The organism is Tropicimonas sp. IMCC6043, assembly GCF_004146235.1.
Classification (GTDB): Bacteria; Pseudomonadota; Alphaproteobacteria; order Rhodobacterales; family Rhodobacteraceae; genus Tropicimonas.
Genome location: NZ_SELO01000003.1, coordinates 204,622 through 229,286, shown reverse-complemented (window position 1 = coordinate 229,286; position 24,665 = coordinate 204,622). Strand labels below are relative to the sequence as shown.

At 65.5% G+C, this 24,665-nt stretch carries 23 protein-coding genes; 17 read left to right on the top strand and 6 right to left on the bottom strand.

The genetic code is table 11. The features are described from left to right. Positions 1-6: 6 nt before the first annotated feature. Entirely contained in the window at positions 7-1,158 is a 1,152-nt protein-coding gene (locus tag EU800_RS05395) for an efflux RND transporter periplasmic adaptor subunit (RefSeq protein WP_129629335.1), read from the bottom strand. A gap of 494 nt (positions 1,159-1,652) precedes the next feature. Between EU800_RS05395 and EU800_RS05390 the strand changes: the two genes are divergently transcribed. The 11 genes from EU800_RS05390 to EU800_RS05340 all read left to right on the top strand — a co-directional run bounded on the left by EU800_RS05390 (position 1,653) and on the right by EU800_RS05340 (position 11,812). After that, positions 1,653-1,823: a Flp family type IVb pilin gene (locus EU800_RS05390; RefSeq protein ID WP_129629333.1), complete on the top strand. Its 171-nt coding sequence runs from the start codon at positions 1,653-1,655 to the stop codon at positions 1,821-1,823. Between the two features lie 134 nt (positions 1,824-1,957). Further along, positions 1,958-2,764: a Flp pilus assembly protein CpaB gene (gene cpaB / locus EU800_RS05385; protein WP_129629331.1), complete on the top strand. Its 807-nt coding sequence runs from the start codon at positions 1,958-1,960 to the stop codon at positions 2,762-2,764. A gap of 23 nt (positions 2,765-2,787) precedes the next feature. Then, positions 2,788-4,383: a pilus assembly protein TadG-related protein gene (locus tag EU800_RS05380; protein WP_129629329.1), complete on the top strand. Its 1,596-nt coding sequence runs from the start codon at positions 2,788-2,790 to the stop codon at positions 4,381-4,383. Between the two features lie 4 nt (positions 4,384-4,387). Further along, positions 4,388-4,897, top strand: coding sequence for a TadE/TadG family type IV pilus assembly protein (locus tag EU800_RS05375; RefSeq protein ID WP_165354565.1), 510 nt, complete (start codon positions 4,388-4,390; stop codon positions 4,895-4,897). Next, the gene (locus tag EU800_RS05370) at positions 4,894-5,610 is read left to right on the top strand and encodes a TadE/TadG family type IV pilus assembly protein (RefSeq protein ID WP_129629325.1); all 717 of its coding nucleotides are present in this window, start codon (positions 4,894-4,896) and stop codon (positions 5,608-5,610) included. Before EU800_RS05375 ends, EU800_RS05370 begins: the two co-directional genes overlap by 4 nt. 26 nt (positions 5,611-5,636) lie before the next feature. Beyond that, positions 5,637-6,851, top strand: coding sequence for an AAA family ATPase (locus EU800_RS05365; RefSeq protein ID WP_165354564.1), 1,215 nt, complete (start codon positions 5,637-5,639; stop codon positions 6,849-6,851). Positions 6,852-6,867: 16 nt separating this feature from the next. Further along, complete coding sequence (locus EU800_RS05360) at positions 6,868-8,259, top strand: CpaF family protein (RefSeq protein WP_129629321.1); 1,392 nt, start codon at positions 6,868-6,870, stop codon at positions 8,257-8,259. Between the two features lie 3 nt (positions 8,260-8,262). Then, positions 8,263-9,234: a type II secretion system F family protein gene (locus EU800_RS05355; RefSeq protein WP_129629319.1), complete on the top strand. Its 972-nt coding sequence runs from the start codon at positions 8,263-8,265 to the stop codon at positions 9,232-9,234. 9 nt (positions 9,235-9,243) lie between these two features. Beyond that, complete coding sequence (locus EU800_RS05350; RefSeq protein ID WP_129629317.1) at positions 9,244-10,245, top strand: type II secretion system F family protein; 1,002 nt, start codon at positions 9,244-9,246, stop codon at positions 10,243-10,245. 234 nt (positions 10,246-10,479) lie between these two features. Then, positions 10,480-11,334, top strand: a complete 855-nt coding sequence (locus EU800_RS05345) for a helix-turn-helix transcriptional regulator (protein WP_129629315.1) — start codon at positions 10,480-10,482, stop codon at positions 11,332-11,334. Further along, entirely contained in the window at positions 11,324-11,812 is a 489-nt protein-coding gene (locus EU800_RS05340) for a prepilin peptidase (RefSeq protein WP_165354563.1), read from the top strand. Before EU800_RS05345 ends, EU800_RS05340 begins: the two co-directional genes overlap by 11 nt. A gap of 17 nt (positions 11,813-11,829) precedes the next feature. Here the strand turns inward: EU800_RS05340 and EU800_RS05335 are convergent, their stop codons facing one another. Genes EU800_RS05335 through EU800_RS05325 form a run of 3 tightly spaced genes read right to left on the bottom strand, consistent with a single transcriptional unit; the run spans position 11,830 to position 16,237 of the window. Beyond that, entirely contained in the window at positions 11,830-12,696 is an 867-nt protein-coding gene (locus tag EU800_RS05335) for a DMT family transporter (protein ID WP_129629310.1), read from the bottom strand. Continuing rightward, positions 12,693-15,056: a PIG-L family deacetylase gene (locus tag EU800_RS05330; protein ID WP_129629308.1), complete on the bottom strand. Its 2,364-nt coding sequence runs from the start codon at positions 15,054-15,056 to the stop codon at positions 12,693-12,695. Before EU800_RS05330 ends, EU800_RS05335 begins: the two co-directional genes overlap by 4 nt. Positions 15,057-15,064: 8 nt before the next feature. After that, positions 15,065-16,237 (bottom strand): ROK family transcriptional regulator, encoded by a 1,173-nt coding sequence (locus EU800_RS05325; RefSeq protein WP_207209854.1) that lies wholly within the window; start codon positions 16,235-16,237, stop codon positions 15,065-15,067. Between the two features lie 128 nt (positions 16,238-16,365). On the opposite strand from EU800_RS05325, the gene EU800_RS05320 reads away from it, so the two are divergent. From EU800_RS05320 to EU800_RS05295, 6 genes are read left to right on the top strand one after another with little or no spacing between them, the layout of a single operon-like run. After that, positions 16,366-17,625: an extracellular solute-binding protein gene (locus EU800_RS05320; RefSeq protein ID WP_129629304.1), complete on the top strand. Its 1,260-nt coding sequence runs from the start codon at positions 16,366-16,368 to the stop codon at positions 17,623-17,625. Positions 17,626-17,677: 52 nt separating this feature from the next. Beyond that, on the top strand, positions 17,678-18,571 hold the full coding sequence (locus EU800_RS05315; RefSeq protein ID WP_129629302.1) for a carbohydrate ABC transporter permease: 894 nt from the start codon (positions 17,678-17,680) through the stop codon (positions 18,569-18,571). Next, on the top strand, positions 18,571-19,455 hold the full coding sequence (locus EU800_RS05310) for a carbohydrate ABC transporter permease (RefSeq protein WP_129629300.1): 885 nt from the start codon (positions 18,571-18,573) through the stop codon (positions 19,453-19,455). The genes EU800_RS05315 and EU800_RS05310 overlap by 1 nt, the downstream gene beginning before the upstream one ends. Beyond that, a complete protein-coding gene (argH, locus tag EU800_RS05305) occupies positions 19,452-20,936 on the top strand; it encodes an argininosuccinate lyase (protein ID WP_129629298.1) in 1,485 nt (494 codons plus the stop codon). Before EU800_RS05310 ends, argH begins: the two co-directional genes overlap by 4 nt. A gap of 3 nt (positions 20,937-20,939) precedes the next feature. Further along, entirely contained in the window at positions 20,940-21,998 is a 1,059-nt protein-coding gene (locus EU800_RS05300) for an ABC transporter ATP-binding protein (RefSeq protein WP_129629296.1), read from the top strand. Then, positions 21,995-22,864: a carbohydrate kinase family protein gene (locus EU800_RS05295; protein WP_129629294.1), complete on the top strand. Its 870-nt coding sequence runs from the start codon at positions 21,995-21,997 to the stop codon at positions 22,862-22,864. The genes EU800_RS05300 and EU800_RS05295 overlap by 4 nt, the downstream gene beginning before the upstream one ends. Here EU800_RS05295 and EU800_RS05290 read toward each other — a convergent pair. Next, entirely contained in the window at positions 22,861-23,535 is a 675-nt protein-coding gene (locus EU800_RS05290) for a GntR family transcriptional regulator (protein ID WP_129629292.1), read from the bottom strand. The two genes, EU800_RS05295 and EU800_RS05290, sit on opposite strands and share 4 nt — an antisense overlap. Further along, the gene (locus EU800_RS05285) at positions 23,535-24,566 is read right to left on the bottom strand and encodes a Gfo/Idh/MocA family protein (RefSeq protein ID WP_129629290.1); all 1,032 of its coding nucleotides are present in this window, start codon (positions 24,564-24,566) and stop codon (positions 23,535-23,537) included. Before EU800_RS05285 ends, EU800_RS05290 begins: the two co-directional genes overlap by 1 nt. Between the last annotated feature and the right edge of the window lie 99 nt (positions 24,567-24,665).

Sequence of the window (24,665 nt, the reverse complement as noted above, 5' to 3'; positions counted from 1 at the left end):
TCCCCCCTACGCCCGACCAACGCGAAGCGGGCCGTCGAGCGCCGCCTGTGGCTCGACGATCTCGACCTCGGCGCCGGGCCGCAGGCTCTGCACCCCCTCGGTCACCACCTGGTCGCCGGGCGAGAGCTCGGCCCCGACCAGCACCCCGTCGACATTGCGCTGCCGGATCTGCACAGGCACCCGGCCGGCCTTGCCCTCGCGCACGACCCAGACATAGGCGCCGTCATTCGACCACTGCACTGCCAGCGGATCCACCTTCGGCAGGGTCTCGCCGGCAAAGCCCAGCTCCACCTCGAAAGCCATGCCGCCGCGAAGCCGGTCGCCCTCGTTGTCGAGGCGCCCCTGCACCCGCAGGGTGCGGCTGGCGCTGTCGACGATGTTGTCGACCGCGTGGATCTCGCCGCTGAGCTCCAGCCCCGGCAGGGCGAGCGGGCGCGCGAGAAGCGGCATGCCGGGCGTCACGCGTCCGACCACGCGCTCGGGAAGATGGAAGTCGATCAGGATCTTCGAGCGGTCTGTCAGCGTGACCAGGCTGTCGCCGCTCGACACGCGGTCTCCCACCGAGATGTCGATCACGCCCAGCCAGCCGGATATCGGCGCCCGGATCACGCGCTCGGCAAAGTCGAACTCGGCCTGGCGAAGCTCCAGTTCCGCCGTGCGCAGGGCGAGGTCGGCCTCGCGCCGCCGCGTCACCGTGACGGCACCGGTGGTCTCGAGCTGCGTCACACGCTCCGCTTCGTCACGCGCATCCTCAAGCACGAGCGATGCGCGCTCCAGCGCGATCCGCTCGGCTTCGTCATCGAGCCGCACCAGCATGTCGCCCTGTTCGACCCGGCCACCATCTTCGAAGCCGAGTTCCACGATCTGGCCGGTCACCTTGGCGCGGACGGTGACGGTATGGAGCGCACGCCCGTCGCCGATCGCCACGACGCTGTCGCGGATCTTTCCCAGTTCGGCGGGCTTGACCACCACAAGCGCCGGTCCGCCACGACCGAAGGAGCGGCCACCGCCGTCCGCGCGGCCTTCGGGAGCCTCCAGTCCGAGCACGGAAAGAACACCCAGACGGTCCAGAATCGGCATCGCCGCCGGTACATAGGCGATCCACAGCGCGAGCGTCCCTGCAATCAGCAGGGCAGAGAGCAGGATTTGCCGAAACATGAATACTCCAGACAGGGGACAACGGGCAGCCAGCCAGAAGTGACCATATAGCGCTGCACGGGGAAAATCACGTTGGCGTTTTGCGGGATAACGGGATTTCGCTCCCGTGTGCGCGCGACGGCCAGGCTCGCGAGACCTTCAGTTCCAGCCCCCGACTTGTCCGAACTTGTCCAGCTGAGCGGGGCAGGGCGCCTTTCCAATATCGGCCCCCCTGTGGTGAACGCCCATCCGGCGGTCCGAAGCCGCCGCAGCGAGTCGAATCATCCGGGAATGTGGCGAGATTCAGGCAGAAATCTTGCCGAAGTGGGAAGACTTTCAACCTATGCGTGTATTCTTCCCCCCTTTGAACGATGCGCGCGGTTCGTCGTGGGGCGTAATTTGGGCGCAAGCTCTCACGATGAGGGGGCTTGCAGCGCCGCAGAATTACTGCGGCAGGACCCACCACCAAAGCCGCAATTTCCCGCGGCAAGACTTAAAACCTAAGGAGTAACGATATGTGGAAGCTTTTTGAAATCGTGAACCGCCTGAACCGTGACGAGCGTGGCGCGACCATCGTGGAATACGGCGTTGCGCTGATCATCGTGACCGGCGTCGGCGCGCTCGTGCTCGGCAACCTTGCCACCGACGTGTTCAACTCGTTCACCGCTGCCGAAGCGATCATGTAACTGGCGCCGAGGGCGTCACGCCCTCGACCAACCCGGGAAAGCGGCGGCTCCGGCCGCCGCCTCCTCCCACCGGATTTCAATCCGTCGCGTCGGCCCGAGCCGACATCTCCCTGCAAACGCGAAAGGACACTGACATGAGACTTTCCGCCTTGATCACCGCTCTGACGGGGCTCGCCGTGGCCGGGGGATCCGTCTATCTCGCCCGGGACTACATCCGGTTCGAGCCCGCCACCGCAGAAGCATCTGCCGAAAGCGAAACCGTCGGTGTCATCGTGGCGGCCCGCGACATCTCCTTTGGCGAGGCGATCGAACCGGGCACGCTGACCGCGATCGAGTGGCCGCGCGCCGCGCTGCCCGCCGGGGTCTATACCGACTACGAAGAGCTTCTTGCCGCAAGCAACCAGCCTCCGCGACGCGCCCGCCGGCCGATCGCGCAGGGCGAACTGCTGCTGACGACCAAGATTTCCGATTTTGGTGAGAAAGTTACGATCGTTCAGACGATCGGCGCGAACAACCGTGCCATGGCGATCGAAGTCGATGCAGAAACCGCTGTCGGCGGCTTCGTGACACCGGGCGACCGGGTCGACATCGTGATGACCGAGGGCGCGAAAGAGAACATGCGCGCGATCACCATCCTGCAGAACATCCGTGTGATCGGCGTGGACCAGGAAGCCGACGAACAGACCGACAGCCCGAGCGTCGCACGCACGGTGACCGTCGAAGTCACGCCGGATCAGGGCCAGCGCCTTGCCCTGGCGCAACGCGCCGGCCGCCTCAGCCTCACCCTGCGTTCCATCGAGGACACCGAGGACCGGACGCTCGAGATGACCCGGCTCCACGACCTGCTCCAGGACCCCGATCCGGAGACGGTCGAAGAGGTGCGCAAGTCCGTGATCCGCGTCCGCCGCGGAACGGACATGACCGAAGCCGTGATCAACTGATCCCGGCCGTGGAGAGCCCGACCATGACCCCAGCAAATGCCATAGACGCCTTCCGCCGCTCCGAAGACGGCGCGATCCTGGTCTTCGTGGCGGTCGCCCTCGCGGCGATGCTGGGAATGGCGGCTCTCGCCTTCGATTTCGGACGTGTCACGGTCACGCAGAGCGAGCTTCAGAGCTACGCCGACAACGTGGCGCTCGCCGCCGCCGGCGAGCTTGACGGTCACGCCGACTCGATCACCCGCGCCACCAACGCTGCGGCCAGCATGATCAGCGACTGGCAGACCTTCGGAACCCGCAACAAGGACAACACCCTGTCCGGCAACACCGATTACCAGCTCTTCTTCTACGAGGACCCGGGCAATCCGGCCATCGAGCCTGGCCAACCCGGCGAGTTGCTCGATGCGTCCGCTCCGGTCAGTGCTCTGAAAGCGACCTATGTGCGGGTGGTCGTGGCAACCCACGAGATCGACACGCCGCTGGCGGCCGCTGTCGCGACGCTCACCGGAGATCCCTATCGGTTCGCCTCCGTCAAGGCCGAGGCGGTCGCCGGCTTCACCCTCTCCGCCTGCGACATCACGCCGATGTTCTTCTGCCTGCCGCAGCCCGGGCTGGACGTCACCGAAGGCCAGATGATCAAGATGGTCAGCCAGGGCGGCGGCACCGAACAGTGGGGTGCGGGCAATTTCGGCTTCCTCGCGGCAGACGACATCCTCGGAATCGACGAAGACGGCGCCTGCGCGTCGGCCCCTCCGGGACAGGAAGATTCCTGTGCCCTGGCCGCGTCCAGATCCGTGTCCAAGTGCTTCAGCCAGAAAGGCGTCGAGACCAAGCCGGGCCTGAGCGTCGGCAACATGATCGCGGGCTTCAACACGCGCTTTGACCGCTACAACGCTTCCTCCAAGCAGTATCAGAATGACAGCAAATTCGACGTGGACAACTTTGCCGCCGCGCCGAACGTTCTGGACGGCTGGATCACCGAGGCCAACGGCAGCAATTGCACCAGCGTGCAATCTCCGCCCTACGAGACCGTCGACCCCGACGATCCGACCGCGACCATCATCGATCCGACAGCGACTGTCGGGCTCCCCTTGGACGATTGCTTCGAGAGCGGCACGTGCCCCCAAGACCGGATCGGAGACGGCGATTTCAGCGACGGGCTTCAGGACTACCTGACCGTGAATTACGGGGTCGACGCCGCCAGCGCGACACCTGCCACCGTCCCCGACTGGTTCCCGACCGACGGCACGCGCTACGACATCTACAAGGCCGAGATCGCCAACCAGTCGGACCTGCAGGCCCGCCTGACCACCCTGGGCAAGGCCGAAAGCAGCCTTCCGGGATGCCAGGCGCCCTCCACGGCGGCAAAGGCCAATCCCAATCGCCGGGTGATCGTCGCGGCCGGGATCGACTGCGCCAGCTACGAGAGCGAGCTCAACGGCGGGTCCGGAGTCATTCCGGTGTCGAAATTCGTCGAGATGTTCCTGATCCGTCCCTCGGAATCGGACGGAACCGGCGCCAACGCCATCATCTACGGAGAGGTGATCCGCACGATCGAGAGCGGCCCCGAAAGCGGTGGCGTGGGCGGAATCCTCCATGACGTCGTGCAACTCTACAGGTGAACCGATGACCATGATTTCCCGACATATCCGCCAAACGGCCCGCCGCTTCCTGCGGGCGGACTCCGGCGCCGTCCTCGTCGAGTTCGCCATCCTCCTTCCGCTGACCCTCGCGGTCTTCGCGCTGATCGCGGAAGGGGGGCGGCTCTTCTGGTCCTACCAGAACGCGATCACCGGCGTCCGCGACACCACGCGCCACCTCGGTCGGATCGCGCCGTCTGATCTTTGCGGAGCGGGGTCGAGCAAGTCGATCTCCGACTACACGACCTTCGTGTCCGACTCGCTGACGGCGCTCTCGACCCCAAAGATCGAAGTCGGCCTCGATACGCTCGACACAGTCTGCGTCGGTGAGCCCGGCGAGTATCGGGGCGGGAACCGCGTGGCGGTGGCCGTCGTCTCGGCGAAACTCACGATCACCGAACTGCCCTTCGCGCCGTTCTTCCAGCTGGTTGGCGGGTCGGACATGGCCCAGATCGAAACGACGGTGACCGACCGCAGCCGGGTGTTCGGACCATGACCTATCGCATCTCCTCTCCGCGGGCGCTGCTCGCCCGGTTCGGTCGTCACGAGGACGGCGCAACGATCGTGGAACTCGCCATCGTCCTGCCGATCTTCCTCCTGATCTTCCTTGGCCTGATCGATTTCGGCCGGCTGGCCTTCCATTTCTCGGCCACCGAGAAGGCGGTGCAACTCGCCGCGCGCATCGCGGCGGTGCGTCCGCCGGCCTGCGACGCGCTCGTCGCCTTCCTCGACGATCACAGCGACACCAATCCCCGCGGCAGCTACACGGATGTTTCCGGCCCGCGTTTCGGCACCAATTGCGCCTATGCATCCGGGGTCTGCCTCGATCCGAAAATTCCCCCTTGTGCGGGAAACGCGGCGGCCGATGCGGACGCCCGGGCCACGGTCGACGAGATCTGGACCATGCTGCAATTCGCTGTGCCGAACGATCCGACCGCAGATTTCGACAAGAGCAACCTGACCTTTTCCTACGAGTTCGACCCCGACATGAATTTCCTTGGCGGGCCGTTCGTGCCGATGGTGACTGTCACGATCGAGGAACTTCCGTTCCGCTTCGTTTCTCCGCTCGGGGCGCTTGCGGCCCTGGCGGCGAACGGTGCCACGGCCGAGAGCGACGCTCTCACCACCGTAACAACCAATTTCAAGATCTTCTCCGATTTCAGCGCAACCTTGCCGGGTGAAGACCTCGCCAGCGGTTCCAGCGGCTGAGCGGCAAAGCAAAAGGAGTTATGACCATGACCGAAGTCAGATCTGTCGTCCTGATTGCCGATGACGACGCGATGAAAACGGCCGTCGGCAAGGCCATCGATCACCTGGGCGACATGTCGCTGGAGGTGCGCACCGGGACATTGTCCTCGGTCAACGGGGCCGCGGCCCAGTTCCTCAACGATCATGATCTCCTGATCTTCCGCCTTTCGGATGACGCCGATACCGACCTGGTCTCCCAGATGCGGCGGCAGGTCAGCGCCTCGGGCACGCTCATGGCGCTGTCGGACCGCGACATTTCGCTTTCGGAGATGCGTGCACTGAAGAAATCCGGCGTCGACGAGATCCTTCCCTTCCCCATCGGCCGCGACGAGCTTGCCGAGCAGATCCAGCGCCTCGCGACGCCCCGTTCCATGCTGCCGACGCTCTATTCCCAGCCGGGAACGCGGCGTCTTGGCCAGGTTATCGGCGTCTGCCCGGTGCGCGGCGGAATCGGCGCCTCGACGCTGGCCGTCAACCTGGCGGATCAGTTGCAGGGCCGGACGGGAACGTTCCGGAAGCGCAACCGCAATCGCGTCGCCGTGGTTGATCTCGACATCCAGTTCGGCACGATCGCGACCGAGCTCGACCTCGCGCCGTCCGCCGGCCTCTTCAAGATGGCCCGCGACAGGGTCAGGCCCGACCGCACATTCCTGGAACAGTGCCTCGTGAAGCATGCGTCGGGCCTCGAGGTTCTGACCGCGCCGGACGAGTTCATGCCGCTCGACGCCTTCAGCCGCGAACAGATCGCGACCCTCATCGAGACGCTGCGGCAGGAATTCGACTATGTGGTGCTCGATCTGCCCCGGACCCTGGTCGACTGGCTCGGCGCCATCGTGTCGAGCTGCGACCGCATGCTCATGGTGACAGACAGCACCGTGCCGTCGATCCGCCAGGCCTACCGCCTGATCGATTTCTTCTCTCAGGAGCGGCTCGAACTGCCGGTCGAGATCGTCGTCAGCCACGAGAAGAAGAAGATTTTCGGTGCCGCACATTATGCCGAGGCCGAGAAACTGCTCGGGCGCAAGCTGCGTCACTGGCTTCCGCATGATCCTCACAACGCTCGGATCGCGCTCGACCGCGGCCAGCTCCTGTCCCAGGCCGCCCGCGGGTCCGGCCTCTCCAAGGCCATCCGTCACCTTGGACGCAAGATCATGCAGGAAACGCAATCCGTGGCGCTCGGCCACGCTCACAAAGCCGCATAAACCGGAGATTATTGAAATGTTTGATAAATTCAGCCGGTCTATGCCGGCCGCACAGCCCAATGTGATCCATCTCACCGATCACGCCAAGGTGGCCACGGTCAAGGAGCTTCAATCCCAGCATTCCGCGGAAGATCCCCAGCTCGCCGAGTGGCTGGAGCTCAAGAGCACCCTGCATGAAGCGCTGCTCGAGCGGCTGAACCTCTCGGTGATCGAGAAGGTCGAGCGCGACGCGCTGCGCCGCGAAGTTGCAGGTGTTGTCAGCACGGCCCTGGGCGACGCGGGCAAGCCCCTCAATGGCGATGATTTCAACCGGATTGTCGACGAGCTTCTGGACGAGATCCTCGGCTTCGGCCCGCTCGAGCCGCTGCTTGCCGATCCCACTATCAACGACATCCTCGTCAACGGCTACAGGACTGTCTATGTCGAGCGCTACGGCCTGCTCGAGCGCGTTCCGGTCCGGTTCCGCGACGAGAAGCACCTGCTGCGCGTGATCGACAAGATCGTCAGCAAGATGGGCCGCCGCGTTGACGAGAGCCAGCCCTGGGTCGATGCGCGTCTCGAGGATGGCAGCCGCGTGAACGCGATCATCCGGCCCTGCGCGATCGACGGCCCCTCGGTCTCGATCCGGAAATTCTCGGCCTCGCCGCTGACGATGCAGAAGCTGGTCGACACCGGCGCGCTCAATTCGCATGCCTCCGATTTCCTGCGTGCGCTTGTCTATGCACGCCTTAACATCCTCATCGCGGGCGGCACGGGCTCTGGCAAGACCACGATGCTCAACGCCATGTCGTCCTTCATCGACCACAGCGAGCGCGTCGTGACGATCGAGGACGCGGCCGAACTTCAGCTCCAGCAGGAGCACGTCGTGCGTCTCGAAACCCGCCCGCCGTCGCCGTCCGGCACCGGGGCGGTCGCGCAGCGGGACCTGGTGCGCAATGCGCTCCGGATGCGGCCCGACCGGATCATCGTCGGCGAGGTCCGCGGCGCGGAGACCTTCGACATGTTGCAGGCGATGAACACCGGCCATGACGGTTCGATGACGACCGTCCACGCCAACTCCGCCCGCGACGCCCTCGGACGCCTGGAACAGATGGTCACCATGATGGGGATCGAATTCCCGGTCTCGGCGATCCGTGCCCAGATCGCCTCGGGTCTGCAATTCGTCGTCCACCTGTCCCGTCTGGCCGACGGCACGCGCCGTGTGATGAGCATCTCCGAGATCACCGGCATGGAGGGGCAGGTCATCACCATGCAGGACATCTTCGTGTTCCAGAAACAGGGACGTTCGGAGAGCGGCGAGGTCCTGGGGCGCTTCGTGCCCACCGGGATCCGCCCGAGATGCGCCGAACAGCTGATGGCGGCGGGCGTCGACCTCGATCCGGAAACCTTTCGTGCAGCAAAGGACTGAGCCATGACTTCCCTTCCTGCATCCGAGTTCCTCGACCACATGCTGCTGGCCGGCATGTTCGTCGGCATCTTCCTCCTGATCACCGGTCTCGGCCAGTTGATCGGCCGCGGCGAGGCGTCTGCCTCGGCGCGCAACCGCCGCCTGCGCATGATCCGAGCGGGCGCGTCGGAGGACGAAATCCTGGCCCTGCTGCGGCCCGATACGAAGGGCGGTCTCGTCGGGCGCCTGCCGCTTCTCGGCAATCTGCCCAAGATGCTGTCCCAGGCGGGCATGACCATCTCGCCGCAGAGCTTCCTGACATATTCCGCGCTCGGGGTCGTCGCGATCGCCGCCGTTTCCGCGGTTCTCCTCCCGCTCTGGCAGGCGCTGCCGATCGCCCTGACGCTCGGCCTCGTCCTGCCGGTGCTCACGGTGAAGGCCCGGCGTGACAAGCGCAGCAAGATGCTCACCGCGCAACTGCCCGATGCGCTGGAGCTGATGGCGCGTGCGCTCAAGATCGGCCATCCGCTCAACGTCTCGATCGGCACCGTGGCCGACCAGATGCCCGATCCGATCGGCACCGAGTTCGGCCTGATCTTCGATCAGATCAACTTCGGCGACGAACTTCCTGATGCGGTGCAGGATTTTGCCGATCGCGTTGGCACAGAGGATGCGCAGTACCTGGCCGCGAGCATCGCGATCCAGCACGGGACCGGGGGTGACCTCGCACGGATCGTCCTGGTCCTGGCCAAGGTCGTGCGGAGCCGGATCTCACTGCGCAACCGGATCAAGGCGATCTCGTCCGAGGGGCGCCTGTCTGGTGTGCTGCTGTCGATCATTCCGCTGATCATCGTCGGGATGATGTCGCTCAACGCGCCCGGCTACTACACCGACCTGAGCGACGATCCTACCTTCGTCAAGCTCGCGATCCTGGTGGTGTTCATGATGGTGGCAAACATCGTCGTGCTCCACAAACTCGTCAACTTCCGCGTCTGAGGTGGTCCCATGGAACGATTTCTGGAAACCCTGTCCCTGCGCTCCGGTCTTTCCGCCGAAACGCTGCTCATGGCGGGCCTCGGGCTCGGCGTCCTGCTGCTCTTCGTCTCTGTCACTTCGGCACTGACGCAGAAAAACCCCGCGGCGGCACGCATGGCCGAGTTGCGCGGCCTGAAAACGGCCTCGCGGCGCGACCGGGGCCTGCTACGAGACACCGTCCAGACGCCGAAAGGACTCTTTAAGGCGGCGCTCCCGGGCAAGGCATCGGAGCGGCAGAAGATCGAGGAGAAACTGCTCCAGGCAGGACTGACCGGCCCCAACGCGCTGCGCTACTACACGCTCGCGCGCGTCTGGCTCGGCCTCTTCCTTCCGTTCAGCGTGGCGGCGCTGACAATTGCGTCCAAGGTTCCGGGAACGCCGGTTCCGGGCGTCATTGCCGAGATCTTTGCGCCGCTGAGCCAGGCCAAGGCCGTTCAGGTGGTGGGTGTCCTGGCCGGCATCGGGTATTTCCTGCCCGCGGCCTGGCTCAACCATCGCCAGAAGGAGCGCCAGCTCCGGATCAGCGAGGCGTTCCCCAACGCGCTCGACCTGCTGCAGGTCTCGGTCGAGGCCGGGCTCGGATTTGACGCGGCGATGACCCGCGTGGGCAATGAACTGGTCCACGTCTCTCCCGACCTTGCCTTCGAGTTCCTCAGCACCCAGCACGTGATCCAGGCGGGCCGTCCGCGCGATCAGGCGCTGTCCGAGATGGCACGGCGCACCGGCGTGGAAACGGTCCAGTCCTTCTCTTCCGTGGTGCAGCAGTCGATGCGGTTCGGCACGAGCATGTCCGAGGCCCTGACGACCTATGCCACAGAGATGCGCGAATACCGCGAGACCAAGGCTCAGGAAATGGCCAACAAGCTGCCGGTCAAGATGTCCGCGGTGCTCGCTGCGCTGATGCTTCCGACGTTGATGATCGTGACGGCCGGCCCGTCGATGATTCGCTATTTCCAGAGCTTCGGCGGATAGGCGTTTCGCAAACGGGCAAGATGTGCCGACGGGAAGCGGGACTGTTGCCGGCAGGAAACCGTCCCGCCCCTCCATCCGACAGGAGTCCCCGGGGAATCGGTCTTTTTAGATTGAATTCCCCGGTTTTTTTTGACCGACACAACTCAAACGGGTATAGTTTAACGATAGATTAATGCCGATCGGTGGGGGCATTATTTCGAGGACGCGGGTCCGTTTGGATCCGTATTTGATAATATGAGTATTGCCTACCGGAGGGCGGATGCCGCCCGTTTTGACTCCAATTCCGTCTCGCGCTTGTTCGAAATCGTGGCCGTCCTGAGCCAGGCGTCTCAGGGGTCCGTGGCCCTTGTCGAGGCCCTGCGACGAATGGGAAACCTGATCGGGAGCAACGTGACCGCGATCTGTCGCGTCGATCTTACCGCGTCGCATGACGTCGCCAAGGTCTTCTGCCATGAATCGCGTCGACCGGTGTCCGAGGACGCCGGCCCCTTCGAGGTGTCGTTCGCCCGTGGCGTCTGCGGCGCGAGTATCGACACGGCGAAGGCCGGAACGGTCTGGCGTGCAACTCTGGCGGATATCGAGACCCGTGAGCGACTGGCCAGCCTCTTCCGGCACCGTAGGCTCGCCGAAACGGTCGTGATACCGCTCCAGAAGGACAACGGTTCGGGCGACTTCCTCGAACTGCACTTCACGCAGCCGGTTTCGGCCACCCTCCTGGAGTATCTCGAATACATGGGGCCGGTATTGGCGCGGTGCTGGAAGGGGCGTTCCCCCGGGATGTTCTCGGATTCCATGCTGTCGCGGCGTCGGAAGCTCCCGCCGTCGCCGGTTTCGGGCGCGATCCTGTCGATGGAGAATCCGTGCCGGCTCAGCCGCGCGGAATACCGCGTCTGCGTTCTTCTGAGCCGCGGTTTGAACAATCAGGCGGTTCTGGAAGAGCTGTCAATCACCATGGCGACCCTGCGCACCCATCTGCGCAATATCTATGCCAAGACGGACAGCGCCTCGCAGCCGGAGCTGATCCACAAGCTTCTCAGCACAACCCCGAGGCATGGCTTGCGGCGGGAGGGCGACGCCTATGTCGCCTGAACTCGCGGCGTTCCTGCCACTTCTTCTCGTCGCCCCCTTGCTTGCGGCGATGGCTCTCGGGGACCTGCGGCGCCTCAGGATTCCCAACTGGCTCGTGCTCTCCATGGTCGCGGTCTTCGTCCTGACCGCGCCTTTCCTGTTGCCGGCGCCGGAAATCGGATGGCGGCTTGCCGCCGCGGTCGCGGTTTATGTGCTTGGCCTCGCCGGGTTTGCCCTCGGCCTCTGGAGCGGCGGCGACGTGAAGGCGGTCTCGGCGCTGATGCTGTTTTTGCCCAGTGCCACGCTCACAATCTATGCCTTCACATTCTCGGCCTCGATGTTCGCGGGTATGACGATGGTCCTGTCGCTCCGGGCCGTCATCGGAACGCCCGAGAGTGCGTGGCGGTCCCTCCGGCCGCGGGCCGAGTTCCCAATGGGGGTCTCCATAGCGCTGTCCGGGTTTCTGCTGCCGCCAGCGGTGATGCTGCTGATTTCCTGAGCATCGGGTCCGCGGATCTATCGACGGACGCCGCGCGGGTCCGCCGTCACCCAGAGCGCAGCGCCGACGACAAGCGATGCGCCGAGCGCGAAGGCCGGGCCGGGCCGTTCGCCGAACACGACAAAGCCGACGCCGACCGAGAACACGAGGCTGAGATAGCTCAGGACGGAGAGGAAACCGGCGGCGCCATGATAGTGGGCCCTGAGGAAGCAGGCCTGCGCCGTCTGAGCGAAACACCCGATCAGGATCAACGGCAGCAGGTGACCGTGCTGGATCGGCGTCCAGTTCCAGAGGGTGAAGGGTGCCGAAAAGACGGTCAGACCGGCCGTATAGAACGCCATCATCACGATCACCGGCGCATCCCGGAGCCGCCGGGTCGCGATGATGGCGGCGGATCCCGACAGCACGACGACCACCATCGCGGCCAGGCCCCAGCTCCAGGGGACCTCACTCGGGTTCACCGCGATCACGATGCCGAAGAACGCCACGCCGGCGGCGATCCAGCGCCGGCGCCCGATCACTTCCCCGAGCAGGAGCGCGGCCAGGACCATGGTGATGAGCGGGCGGGTGAAGCCGATCGCAGTAAAGGTTGCCATCGGCACACGCGGAATCGCGAAGAAGCTCGCGGTCAGGGTAACCACCGCAAAGCCGACGCGGAGCAGGTGCAGGTCGAGGTCGGGCAGGCCGCGGAACGCCGCCCGCCGGCGCCAGGCCATCGGCAGGATCAGGACCAGCCCGACAAGCGCCCGCAGGAAGACGACCTGCGAGGAGGCGTAGTCCGCGCCGAGCCACTTCACGATCGACAGCGCCCAGATGTTGAGGGACAGATCCGCCAGAAGCCACGCCCCGCCACGCAGGTTGTCGCGTATGGGGGTGTCGGTCATTTCCGCGGCGCGATGAGATTCGCCATCAGGCGGAAGGCGCCGGGTACGAGGTTCTCCATCTGGTGATGCAGGATCAGGGAGGTGTGGACATGCCGCCCCTTGCCGATATCGGCGACCAGCAGCGCCCCGCGATGTGGCGCTTCGTCGGCATCCGCCATCTCAAGGAGCGGCACGTAACTTTCGTCCCAGCTCTTGGCAAAGTAGAGGCCGCGCTCCTTGACCCATCCCTTCCAGTCCTCCGGGCCGATCCGGTTGGGCGTTTGCAGGACGGGGTGATCGGCGAGGTGACGGACCCCGGCCGTCTCGTCGGTGACACGCCATCGAAGCGACGGCTGGCCGATCTCGAGTCGGCGCGGCGGAATGACGTCCGGGTCCCAGTTGTCCCAGGGGCGGTGATACAGCGTGACCAATGTCCCGCCGGCCTCCACCCAGCGGTGCAGGCGCGGCATCGCCTCGACCAGTCCGGGCCGGAACCGCATGGCGAAGATGCCGATGACGATGGTTCCGAACCCGGCCAGCGCGCTGTCGCTTTGCAACTCCTCGTCGCCGATGGCCGTGACATCCGCGCCGAGCGCCGAGAGCCAATGGTCGACCCGATCGTTTCCGGCGCCGATATAGCCGACCCGCACATCCGGCACCGCGACATCGAGAACCCGCAGCCGAATGCCCGCCGGACGGGCGCGGGCCGTCGGCGCCACATGGGCATGCTCGATCCGGCGCAGATCCGACGCGTCCCGCCCGTCAAGGCGAACCGGCAGGTGATACATCCCGGTCGCCACGTCGTCGGGCAGGGTGAGGCGCGCCGACCCGTCCTCAAACGCCACGGACCAGTCCGGCGGCATCGCGATGTCCAAGGATGCGTCGGCCGGGCGGAGATTCCGAAACGTCACGGTGAGCGAGCGGTCCGTCCCGGACAGGTTGACCAGCGCCGCCTCCGGCGAGACCGACACCACGCGCTCAGGCAGGATGATGGGCTCCATGTCGAACGGGAGCCGGGTCTCCACCCGGTGTCCGCCCGCCGAGATCCTCAGCCGCAGTGCCGGGGCCGTTGGCGCGGCGGGATCATAGGCGCTGCGATAGGGATCACTGGGCCGGGCGTCCGCCGGGATCGACAGCATCCCGTCCGAGACGGACCAACCCTCCGGCAGCACGCAGTCCAGGTCGACCGTATCCGCCCGGCCTTTTTCAAGCTCGACGGTGAACGGGGTGGTCTGACCCGGCAGCAGGAATGCCTCGCCGGACCGGCCCTGCGCCTCGACGCCGAGCGCGAGGCGGATCACATGGCCGAGCTGTACCTCCTTGGCGTCCAGGCGGTGCAAGAACTCGTCCTGCGCCTCCTCCGGACAGCCCGCGCGCGCGCTGCGGATTGCCTCGAGTGCCCGCAGCGCCGCCGCCGCGACGGCCGAATAATAGGGAAAGCCCGTGATGGCCGCGTCGATCGAGGCCTGCGCCGTGGCCAGCGCGTCCGCGATTGGGCCGGCGCCCGGCAGTCCGGCCAGGTCGCCGACGGTTGCGGGAAGCCCGGAGGCCAGCGCGGTGTCGGGCCCCTCGACATGGCTCTTGGCGAGGTGCAGCGGCCAGTCGCCCGAGCCCGCAAGTCCGATCCAGCGCCCCATGCCCTGGGTCCGGTGGAAGGCGCGGGATTGCTGCCCGAGCCGGTCCCATGCCCATCCGCTCATCGGATCGTGGCCGGATCCGTCGACCACCAGGGTCGCGGGCGGTGGCGGCTCGGAATCGTCATAGGCCTGACCGGCACCGGATTTCGCCGGCAGGTAGAGCTTCCGGACCTGCCAGGGCGGCAGGTTCGACGGGAAGCCGGGATCGGCGGCGGCGGCCATGACCTCATGCGCGGCCTGAGTCATGGCGCGATGGTGGCCATGCTGACCCGGCACGTCGAGAAAGGTCGGGCAGAGGATATCGGGCCGCTCCGTCCGGACGATCTCGACGAATCTTGCCAGCGTCCGGGTGTGCCCCCATTTGCCAAGGGTTTCGACGCCGCTCTTGGAAAAGCCGAAATCGGTGATCGGATCTTCCGGGTTCTCCGAAAGCCAATACATGCGCATGCCGAGAATATCGCAGGCACGCTCCATTTCCCGGGTCCGGAGGGCGCCCAGGTCGGCCCCGGCCTCGGTGCCGATGTCGTTCTGGCCGCCTTCGCCACGCGTCGAACAGGCATAGGACAGGTTCACGCCGTCCCGGAAGGCCAGCGCCGCCAACATGCCCGACATCTCGTCATCGGGATGGGCGCCCGATTGCATGAAGCGGATTACCGAGGTGAGAGGGCGGAGTGCCCACCACAACTCAAGGATCCGCGGGCGCGCGCGATCCAGCTCGATGCGGGTCTGATCCGGTGTGGGCATTGGGTTTCCTATGTCTGGGTCTGGGCGGCGATCTGTGGGGTGAAAGCCTGGTTGAGCACGAGGGCGGCGGCGCCGAGCGTGGCCGTCATCCGCCCGGAAGCACCGCGCATCAGGCGCGGCCGGGATCTGCGCGCCCGCAGCGACACGGACCGTGTCGGCAGGCGCACCGAGGCCAAAAGATGGTCGAGGATCGCGTCCGGCATCGCGCCGCCGAGGATCACCGTCTCCGGGTCGAACAGGTTCTCGACGATCGTCACCGCGGCGGACAGGGGCTCGATCGCGGCTTCGAGCCAGGCCAGCAGCACCGGGTTGCGCTCCTCGTAGAGCCGGGTGATTTCGTCGCCGCTCGATACGTCGATCCCGGCATCGTGCAGCGTGCGCCGGACGGACAAGCGGCTGACCAGGCTCTCGAGCGGCACCGACCTGCCGGCAGCGGGGACCGGGATATGGCCGATTTCGCCGGCGTTTCCGAAAGCCCCGGCAATCAGGCGCCCCTTGTGCACCGAGCCGAGGCCGAGCCCGGTGCCGAAATAGAGGAACGCATAGGTATCGAGCCCCTGCGCGACGCCGGCGATCCGTTCCGCGATGGCGGCGGCGTTCGCGTCGTTTTCGACCACGACGGGCACGCCGAGCGCCTCCGCAAACCAGGCGTCGGGCGCGGTGTCGTCCCAGGGCAGGAGCTCGGAGCCGCTGCCCTTGATGCCGGTTATGCCGAACGGGCCGGGCATCACGACGCCTGCACCCAGAACCCGCTCCCGCGGCGTCGCCGATTCGGTGAGAACCCGGTCACACAGCCCGACGACAGAGCGGGTGATGGTTGCACGGTCCGTCGCCGGCAGGGGGGTTCGTTCGGCGCAGATCGTGCTGCCGCAGAGGTCGAGCACAGCGGCGAACACGGCATCCGGCCGGATCTCGACGCCGAGCGCAAAGCCGCCCTGGGCATGGATCGCATATTGCACGGGTGGCTGTCCGCGACCTGCGGAGCGGCGGCCCATTTCGACGATCAGCCCGTCTTCCAAAAGGTTCGCGATGATGTTGGAGACGGCCTGGATCGACAGGCCCGAGGCACGGGCGATCTCCGCACGTCCGATCTGGCCCGCAGCCCGGATGCGGCCGAGCACGACCTGCCGGTTGTGGTTGCGGGAGCGCTCGGCATTGGCGCCCACGACGATGTCGGTCATCGAGATCATGTTTTCGACGTAGCGAACTTGACATTAAAGCTCAATACAGTTGAGTTAATCGCATGAACGATGCGGTATGCCGCAAATGGATCGGCGAAGGCCGACGACAAAAACCGGGGAGACCAATCATGAAACTCAGCAGAATGAGAGCGCTAGCTCTTGCTTCCGCTACGAGCGTCGCGGCGCTCGTGGGGTCCGCTGCGAACGCGGTCGAGATCGAATACTGGCAGTATTTCTTTGATGCGCGCGTCACCGCGATGGAACAGCTGATCGAGAATTTCCAGGCGGCCAACCCGGATATCACGGTCAAGATGACCCATTTCCCCTATGCCGATTACCGCACCAAGGTCGCTGCCGCGATTCCCGCGGGCGAGGGGCCGGACGTCGTGCAGCTCTTTTACGGGTGGCTGAACGACTACGTGCAGGCCGAACTCATCCAGCCGCTGCCGGCGGATGTCTTCCCGGCCGCGGAGATCGACGAGCAATTCTTCCCGATGGTCCAGGCGATGAAGGACGGCGACCAGTATTGGGCGCTGCCGACCGCGGTGCGCTCGCTGGCGCTCTTCTACAACGAGCGGCTTCTCGACGAGGCGGGCGTCGAGCCGCCGACAAATCTGGAAGAGCTGGTGAGCGTCGCCGAAGCGACGACCAAGCGGGATGGCGCGGGTAACATCACCCAGGTCGGTCTCACGGCCGGGATGACGGCGCAGGACCACCACTGGTGGCGCGAGGTTCTGGTCCGTCAGTTCGGCGGCGAGCCTTATCTCGATGACTATCGCACCGTGAACTACAACAACGATGCCGGAATCGCCGCGCTTGAGTTTTACGCGGACCTCTTCATGGGCGACACGCCGGTCACCGCGATCGGGTTCATGGACGAGCCACAGGCGGCCTTCAAGGCGGGGCGGGCCGCGCTGCATATCGACGGCTCCTTCCGCATCGGGGCGCTTGCCGATATTCGCGGTCTGAAATGGGGCGTGGTGGAACTGCCCGCCGGCCCCGACGGGACGGAGTCCAACTACTCCTCCTACTGGGTGAACGCGATCACCACGAAGGCCGAGGGCGAGAAATACGACGCCGCAGTCAAGTTCATGGAATATATCACGTCGGACGAGGCGATGCAGATCTGGCTCGACGTCGTGGGCGAGCTTCCGGCCAAGCCGTCTGTCGGGATGACCGAGGCCAATGCGAACGATCCGGTCTTCGGGCCGTTCATCCGCGGGCTCGAATATGCCCACACCACCAAGTTCGTCGACGAGAGCGCTCAACGGCAGCTGATGGTCGAAGCGGTCGAGCGGATGCAGCTGCAAGGCATGTCCGCCGCCGACAGCCTCGCGGTCGCCGCCGAAGCCGAGCAGAAGCTGCTCGACGAATACTACAACGATTGACGCGATACGGTGCCCCGGCCCTCGGGCCGGGGCTTGCCCGACAGGACGACCGATGAAGCTTTATCGCGATCTTACGATCCGGCAGAAACAGATTGCCTGGGCCTGGGCCTTTCTGGCCATTCCTGTCCTGTTTTACGGAATCATCCGTTTCTACCCCACGGGCAATGCCATCCTGATCAGCTTTCAGGACTGGAACCTGCTCGGTGCGCGGACATGGACCGGCCTCGAAAATTACGAGAAGCTCTTCGCCGATCCGGTCTTCTGGAAGGTCTTCAGGAACACGTTCGTCTACCTGCTGCTGGGCACGCCGATCAGCCTCGTGATCTCCTTCGTGATCGCCTATCACCTCGACAAGACGCGGTTCCTGCACGGTTTTCTCAGGATGCTCTACTTCCTGCCGTTCATGACCTCCGCGGTGGCGATGGCCTGGGTATGGCGCTGGTTCTACCAGCCGGTGCCGATCGGGCTCTTCAACAACTTCCTCGCCTCGCTCGGAATCGCGCAGATCAACTTCCTCAATTCGACCACCAACGCGCTGCCCTCGATCCTGGCGCCGGCCGTCTGGGCGGGGCTGGGGTTCCAGATCATCATCTTCATGGCCGGCCTGCGGGCGATCCCCAGGAGCTATTATGAAGCGGCCCGGATCGACGGCGTCTCGTCCTGGACCGTGCTGTGGGAAATCACCCTGCCGCTGCTCAAGCCGACGATCGTCTTCATCGTGGTGTTTTCGTCGATCGGGTTCCTGCGGATCTTCGACCACGTCTACAACATGACGACGCAGAATCCCGGCGGCCCGCTGAACTCGACCAAGCCTCTGGTGCTGATGATCTACGAAACCGCGTTCAGCTCGTTCGATATGGGCTATGCGGCGGCGCAGACGGTGGTGCTGTTCCTTATCCTTCTCGCGGTGAGCCTTTTGCAGCTGCGCATCCTGAGAGATCGCTGATGGCCGCCATCGACGACACCCGGATCAAGCCCTCATCCGAGGTTCTGCTTAAGAGCGGCCCCTCGCGTCCGCCGCGCAACATGGGCCAGGTCCTCCGCTTCCTGCTGCTGTTTGCCGGCGGCATCCTGATGGTGATGCCGATCGCCTTCATGATCTCGACCTCGCTGAAATGGCCGCACGAGGTCTACAACCTGAATTTCATTCCCGAAGAGCCGACGCTCGAGAACTATACCTATGTCCTCGAGGACGGCCGGTTCTACTGGTGGTTCCTCAACTCGATCATCATCGCCGTGATCACCACGGTCTGCAGCGTGTTCTTCGACAGCCTTGTCGGATATACCCTCTGCAAGTTCCGCTTCCCCGGCCGGTACCTCGTCTTCATCGCGATCCTGTCGACGCTGATGATCCCGACCGAGATGCTGGTCATTCCCTGGTATCTGATGAGCCAGCAGTTCGGCTGGCTGGACACCTACTGGGGCATCATGTTCCCGGGCCTGATGACGGCCTTCGGCACCTTCCTGATGAAGCAGTTCTTCGAGACCGTGCCGGACGATTTCATCGAGGCGGCCCGGATCGACGGGCTGAACGAGCTTCAGATCTGGTGGACCGTCGCAATGCCGCTCGTCCGGCCGGCGCTGGCGGCGCTCGCGATCTTCGTCTTCCTCGGCAACTGGACGGCCTTCATCTGGCCACTGATCGTGACCAACTCGGTCGAGATGTACACGCTCCCGGTGGGACTCTCCTCCTTCGGGGACGAGGCGGACGTGGCCTGGGAGCTCATCATGACGGGGGCCGCGATCTCCACCATCCCGACTCTGATCGTCTTCCTCATCTTCCAGAGATTCATCATCCGCGGCGTGGTCATGGCGGGGCTCAAGGGATGACCGACACATCGACCTTTCCCGACCCGACCTATCGCGACACCGTGCTTGCGCCGCTCTTCGAGGGGGTCAAGCGGCACTACGCGGCCCATATGGGGGCGATCAACCGGGCGCATCTGCTGATGCTCGACGAGACCGGGATCCTGACGGCGGCCGATGCGCGCAGGATCGCCGGCGCGCTCCGCGATATCGACGCCGAGGTGGACATCTCGGCGCTGAGCTACACCGGCGAGTTCGAGGACTATTTCTTCCTCGTCGAGGCGGAGCTGCGCAGGCGGCTTGGCGACCTCGGCGGCGCACTGCACACTGCGCGGTCCCGCAACGACATGGATCACACGCTCTTCAAGATGGCACTGCGCGACCATGCCGACGCGATGATGGCGCAGGTCCTGCACCTTGCCACGGCGCTCGCAGACAAGGCCGCGGCCGAGAAATCCACCCTGATCGTCGCCTATACCCATGGTCAGCCGGCGCAACCGTCGACCTTCGGGCACTATCTCGGCGCTGCGGTGGAGGCGCTGCTGCGCGACGCGGAGCGGCTCGATGCTGCCATCGACGCGCTCGGCCACTGTCCCATGGGGGCGGCCGCCATCACCACGTCGGGCTTCCCGATCGATAGGCCGCGCGTGGCGGAACTTCTGGGCTTCGACGGTCCTCTCCTGAACTCCTATGGCTGCATCGCAGCGGTGGATTACGTGACCGGCCTCTATTCCGCGATCAAGCTGGTCTTCCTGCATCTCGGACGCCTCATCCAGGACATGCAGTTCTGGTCTGCCTTCGAAGTGGGCCAGCTCTACGTGCCCAACAGCCTCGTGCAGGTCTCCTCGATCATGCCGCAGAAGCGCAACCCGGTGCCGATCGAGCATATGCGGCACCTCTCGAGCGTCACCGTCGGCCGCTGCGACATGGTCGTGAACACGATGCACAACACGCCCTTCACCGACATGAACGACAGCGAGGGCGAGGTTCAGCAGGCCGGATATGCCGCGTTCGAGAGCGGCGGGCGGGTGCTGGAGCTCCTGTCGGCGATGCTGCCCGCCTGTTCGATCAACGCCGACCGGGTGCGGGCGACGACAGAGGCCGCCTGCATCACGATCACCGAACTGGCCGATACGCTGGTGCGGGATGACGGGCTGAGCTTCCGCCAGGCGCATGAGGTCGCCTCCCGCACCGCCGCGGCCGTCATCCGGCAGAGGACGTCCCTGGGGCAGGGATATGCCGCCTTCGCGGCCGCGTTCCGGGACGAGACCGGGCGCGACACGGCGCTCACCGCCGAAGCATTCGAACGGGCCACCGCGCCCGAGACCTTCGTCGCCCTGCGCAACCGGCCGGGCGGACCCGCGCCGGAGGCGCTCGACGCTGCCTTCGCGATCTACCGGGACAGGATAGACCGCCTGTCCCGCCGTCGGCATCGCCGGATCGACCGCATTTCCGAGGCCGCTGCCGCCCGCAACGCCGCCTTCGAACGACTTCTGGAGACCTGACCCGTGGCCAATCTCGTCATTCGAGACCTCGTGAAAACCTATGACAAGACGGAGGTTCTCCACAGCATCAACCTCGAGGTCGAGGACGGCGAGTTCGTCGTCTTCGTCGGCCCGTCCGGCTGTGGCAAGTCGACGACTCTGCGCCTGGTGGCCGGCCTTGAGGAGGTCACATCCGGCAGCATCGAGATCGCCGGCAGGGTGGTGAACAATCTCGAGCCCAAGGATCGCGACATCGCGATGGTGTTCCAGAACTACGCGATCTACCCGCACATGACCGTGCGCAAGAATATCGGCTTCGGCCTGCGAAGCTCCAAGGCTCCGAAGCCCGAGAAGGAAAGGCGGATCGAAAGCGTCGCCGAACTTCTCGGCATGACGGAGTATCTCGACCGCAAGCCCAGCCAGCTCTCCGGCGGGCAGCGGCAGCGCGTTGCCATCGGGCGCGCGATGGTCCGCGACCCGGCCGTCTTCCTGTTCGACGAGCCGCTCTCGAACCTTGACGCGCAGTTGCGCACGCAGATGCGGCTCGAGATCAAGAAGCTGCACCAGCGCGTCGGCTCCACCATCGTCTTCGTGACCCACGACCAGGTCGAGGCAATGACCATGGCGGACCGGATCGTCATCATGAAGGACGGTCACATCCAGCAGGTCGGCACGCCGTCCGAGGTCTATCACCAGCCCGCGAACACCTTCGTGGCCCAGTTCATCGGTGCGCCCTCGATGAACATGCTTCCGGGCAGGGTGACAGACGGCGGCAGGATCGACCTCTCGACGGGCGGGTCGCTGGGCTTCGGGCGCGACCTTCCCGAGGGCCGCGAGGTCATCCTCGGCATTCGTCCCGAAGACCTGCATCCGGGGCAGGGGAGCGCGGTCATCGAAGGCGCGGTCAATGTGCGCGAGCCGCTCGGGCACGAAACGCTCATCTATGTCGGAACGTCGAGCGGCGACGTGATTGCCAAGGCGGACGGCCGCACGCCCCCGGCAGTCGGCGAGATCGTCCGGCTCGGCGCGGCCACCGAGACCATGCATGTCTTCGACGCCCAGACCGGCGAGGCGCTCGCGTGACGAACCGGCCGGTGGTTCTGTGCGTCGGGCGCCTCTATTGCGACCTGATCTTTACCGACCTGCCGCGCATGCCGACGATGGGAACCGAGATCTATGCCGGCGGCTTTGGTGTCCATGCCGGCGGCGGTGCGTTCATCACCGCGGCGCATCTAGCAGCGCTCGGCCATGTCTCGGCCTTGTCGGCGATGTTGCCACCGCAACCATTCGGGCAGATCCTTTCGGACGATCTGGAAGAGGCCGGGATCGACCTGCGGTTGTGTGGAACACAGCCGGCGGGCGACGCGCCGCAAGTGACCGTCGCTCTTGCCGGGAAGGGCGACCGCGCCTTCGTCACCCGGCGATCCGGCCCGGCCTTCCCGCCGCTGGAGGCCGGTGACCTGACCGGGATCGGCGCCGCCCATGTCCATATCGGCGAATTGGCCACGCTGATCGAGCGCCCGGAGATCGTCCGCATTGCCCGGAGCGCCGGGGCGACGATCTCGCTCGATTGCAGCTGGGATGACAGCCTTGCCGCCGCGGACATCGCCGACGCCGTCGCCAGTGTCGACCTCTTCCTGCCCAATGACGCCGAAGTGGCGCATCTGCGCGATATCGGCGTGCCCGAGTCCCGGTTCCCGCTGACTGCGATCAAGCAGGGACCCGGCGGCGCGACGGCGCTGGTCGACGGGCGGCAGGTTCACGCGCCGGCGCAACCGGTCGAGGTCGTGGACACGACAGGGGCGGGGGACGCGTTCAACGCGGGTTTCATAAGCGCCTGGCTTGCCGGTGGGAGCGTGGATGCCTGCCTGCGGGCCGGAAACCTGCAGGGGGCCGGGGCGGTTGCGCAGCGCGGCGGGTTCCACCGGCCGAGTGTCGACGCGGGCTAGAGCTGGCGCAGCCGGTGCCGCTCAAGCAGCGAGAGGATCATGTCGCGCGCCCGCTGCCGGTGCGCCCGGTGCAGGTCGTGGGCGGCTTCCGCGTCGCCGCGCTGGATCGCCTCGAAGACGCCCTGGTGATCGAGGTTCGACTGCACCGGCATGGGGCGCATGAAGAGCGTCACCGCCCGCGCGCGCCGCACCTGGTCGCTCATCATCGCCGTGATCGCCATGATCCGGGAATTGCCGCCGAGACGGACGAGTTCGGCATGGAACCGGTTGTCGGCCTCCGCCCAGGCCTCGAGATCGGCAGCCTCGAGCGCCCGGTTCATGTCCGTGATTGTGTTTTCCAGATCCGCCAGTTCCTCCTTCGAATACCGGCGCTCGGCGGCGCGTTCGGCCGCGAGGCTCTCCAGCTCGGTCAGGACGTCGTAGATTTCCCGCATGTCTTCCAGCGACACCGGCAGGATGCGCACCCCCTTGCGAGCCCGCAGTTCCAGCAACCCCTGGCTTTCGAGCGTCCGGGCGGCTTCGCGAACCGGCGTTCGCGACATGCCGAGCCGGTCGGCGAGTTCGCTTTCGAGGTGATCGGATCCGGCTGGCAATTCGCCGGAGAAAACCAGCCGGCGCAGTTCCTCGATTGCGCGTTCCGTGTTCGAAACCGGTTTTTCCGCTCGTGACATCACATGGCCTCCAGGGCGATCTTTCGTCCCGTGCGTGCGGATTCGTAGATCGCCTGCTCGATCCGCATCACCGTCAAGTAGTCCTGAGCCGGGTTCTCCAGTGCCGTGCCGTCGAGGAGACCCGATACGACATGGCTCTGCAAGGCATGGACGCAGTCGCCGCCAAAGCCTTCTGTCCGGTCGGGGGGCAGCAACTCGACCATCTCCGACCCGCCGAAGCGGCGCAGCGTCACGGCGCCGTCGCCCGTCAGGCTGATCGTGCCATCGGTACCTTCCACCAGCGCCTCGCCCATCGTGCGGCGAAGATCCTTCGCGTCGTGGTCGAGGCAGCGGTTGCCGTCAAATAGCGCCCGCACCGCGCCCGGGTGCTCGAAGAGCACATATCCGGCATCCTCGCCCGCGATTGCCGGGTTGACCTGGCGGAGGTCGGCATAGACCGAGAGCGGATCGCCGAGCAGATACCGGAACGTGTCGACCCAGTGAATGCCGGTCTCTCGCACGAGGAAACGTTCCATCGTCCGGAAATAGGGTTGCCGGTCGAGATAGGCGTCCGGTCCCTGGCCGTCGCCCGGGCGCAGCCGGAATGAAACCTGTTGCAGCGCTCCGACCGCCCCCGCTTCGATCGCCGCTCGGATGCGGCGATACCAGGGCTGGAAACGGAAATTCTCGTGGATCACGATCCGCGCACCGGCGGCGTCAGCCTCCGCAATCATCCGCTGCGCCTCGTCGATGTCGTTGCAGAAGGGTTTCTGGCATATGAGGGTCTTTACTCCGGCGGCGAGTGCGGTGCGGATCGTGGCCGCATGAACGACCGGCGGCAGGATGATGTCGAGCAGGTCCGGCCGGGTCTCCCGGATCATCAGGTCAAGGTCGCTGTAGGCCGGAAACCCGGTCCGGCGGGCCTTGTCGATATTTCGGTTGCAGGACCCGACAAGCACAACCCGGTCGATCCGCGCCCAGCTCTCGTATTGGAACTGGCTGAAATAGCCCGCGCCGACACAGGCGACGCGCAGGGTCTCAGCGCCCGTCATGCCGCGCTCCGGCTCGACCAATTCCCGTCTTCAATCCTGCCCTCCGCTGTCTCCGGCATTGCGCGGCTCTCTTCCAGAGTCATTGCGGCATTTTCTTCC

Bases quoted from the DNA above. Each gene is read 5' to 3' on its own strand.
- argH (WP_129629298.1), top strand. From the start codon at position 19,452: ATGACCGACACATCGACCTTTCCCGACCCGACCTATCGCGACACCGTG.
- EU800_RS05360 (WP_129629321.1), top strand. From the start codon at position 6,868: ATGTTTGATAAATTCAGCCGGTCTATGCCGGCCGCACAGCCCAATGTG.
- EU800_RS05395 (WP_129629335.1), bottom strand. From the start codon at position 1,158: ATGTTTCGGCAAATCCTGCTCTCTGCCCTGCTGATTGCAGGGACGCTC.
- EU800_RS05390 (WP_129629333.1), top strand. From the start codon at position 1,653: ATGTGGAAGCTTTTTGAAATCGTGAACCGCCTGAACCGTGACGAGCGT.
- EU800_RS05375 (WP_165354565.1), top strand. From the start codon at position 4,388: ATGACCATGATTTCCCGACATATCCGCCAAACGGCCCGCCGCTTCCTG.
- EU800_RS05315 (WP_129629302.1), top strand. From the start codon at position 17,678: ATGAAGCTTTATCGCGATCTTACGATCCGGCAGAAACAGATTGCCTGG.
- EU800_RS05350 (WP_129629317.1), top strand. From the start codon at position 9,244: ATGGAACGATTTCTGGAAACCCTGTCCCTGCGCTCCGGTCTTTCCGCC.
- EU800_RS05330 (WP_129629308.1), bottom strand. From the start codon at position 15,056: ATGCCCACACCGGATCAGACCCGCATCGAGCTGGATCGCGCGCGCCCG.
- EU800_RS05355 (WP_129629319.1), top strand. From the start codon at position 8,263: ATGACTTCCCTTCCTGCATCCGAGTTCCTCGACCACATGCTGCTGGCC.
- EU800_RS05335 (WP_129629310.1), bottom strand. From the start codon at position 12,696: ATGACCGACACCCCCATACGCGACAACCTGCGTGGCGGGGCGTGGCTT.
- EU800_RS05310 (WP_129629300.1), top strand. From the start codon at position 18,571: ATGGCCGCCATCGACGACACCCGGATCAAGCCCTCATCCGAGGTTCTG.
- EU800_RS05290 (WP_129629292.1), bottom strand. From the start codon at position 23,535: ATGTCACGAGCGGAAAAACCGGTTTCGAACACGGAACGCGCAATCGAG.
- EU800_RS05365 (WP_165354564.1), top strand. From the start codon at position 5,637: ATGACCGAAGTCAGATCTGTCGTCCTGATTGCCGATGACGACGCGATG.
- EU800_RS05320 (WP_129629304.1), top strand. From the start codon at position 16,366: ATGAAACTCAGCAGAATGAGAGCGCTAGCTCTTGCTTCCGCTACGAGC.
- EU800_RS05325 (WP_207209854.1), bottom strand. From the start codon at position 16,237: ATGACCGACATCGTCGTGGGCGCCAATGCCGAGCGCTCCCGCAACCAC.
- EU800_RS05285 (WP_129629290.1), bottom strand. From the start codon at position 24,566: ATGACGGGCGCTGAGACCCTGCGCGTCGCCTGTGTCGGCGCGGGCTAT.
- EU800_RS05345 (WP_129629315.1), top strand. From the start codon at position 10,480: ATGAGTATTGCCTACCGGAGGGCGGATGCCGCCCGTTTTGACTCCAAT.
- EU800_RS05380 (WP_129629329.1), top strand. From the start codon at position 2,788: ATGACCCCAGCAAATGCCATAGACGCCTTCCGCCGCTCCGAAGACGGC.
- EU800_RS05340 (WP_165354563.1), top strand. From the start codon at position 11,324: ATGTCGCCTGAACTCGCGGCGTTCCTGCCACTTCTTCTCGTCGCCCCC.
- EU800_RS05370 (WP_129629325.1), top strand. From the start codon at position 4,894: ATGACCTATCGCATCTCCTCTCCGCGGGCGCTGCTCGCCCGGTTCGGT.
- cpaB (WP_129629331.1), top strand. From the start codon at position 1,958: ATGAGACTTTCCGCCTTGATCACCGCTCTGACGGGGCTCGCCGTGGCC.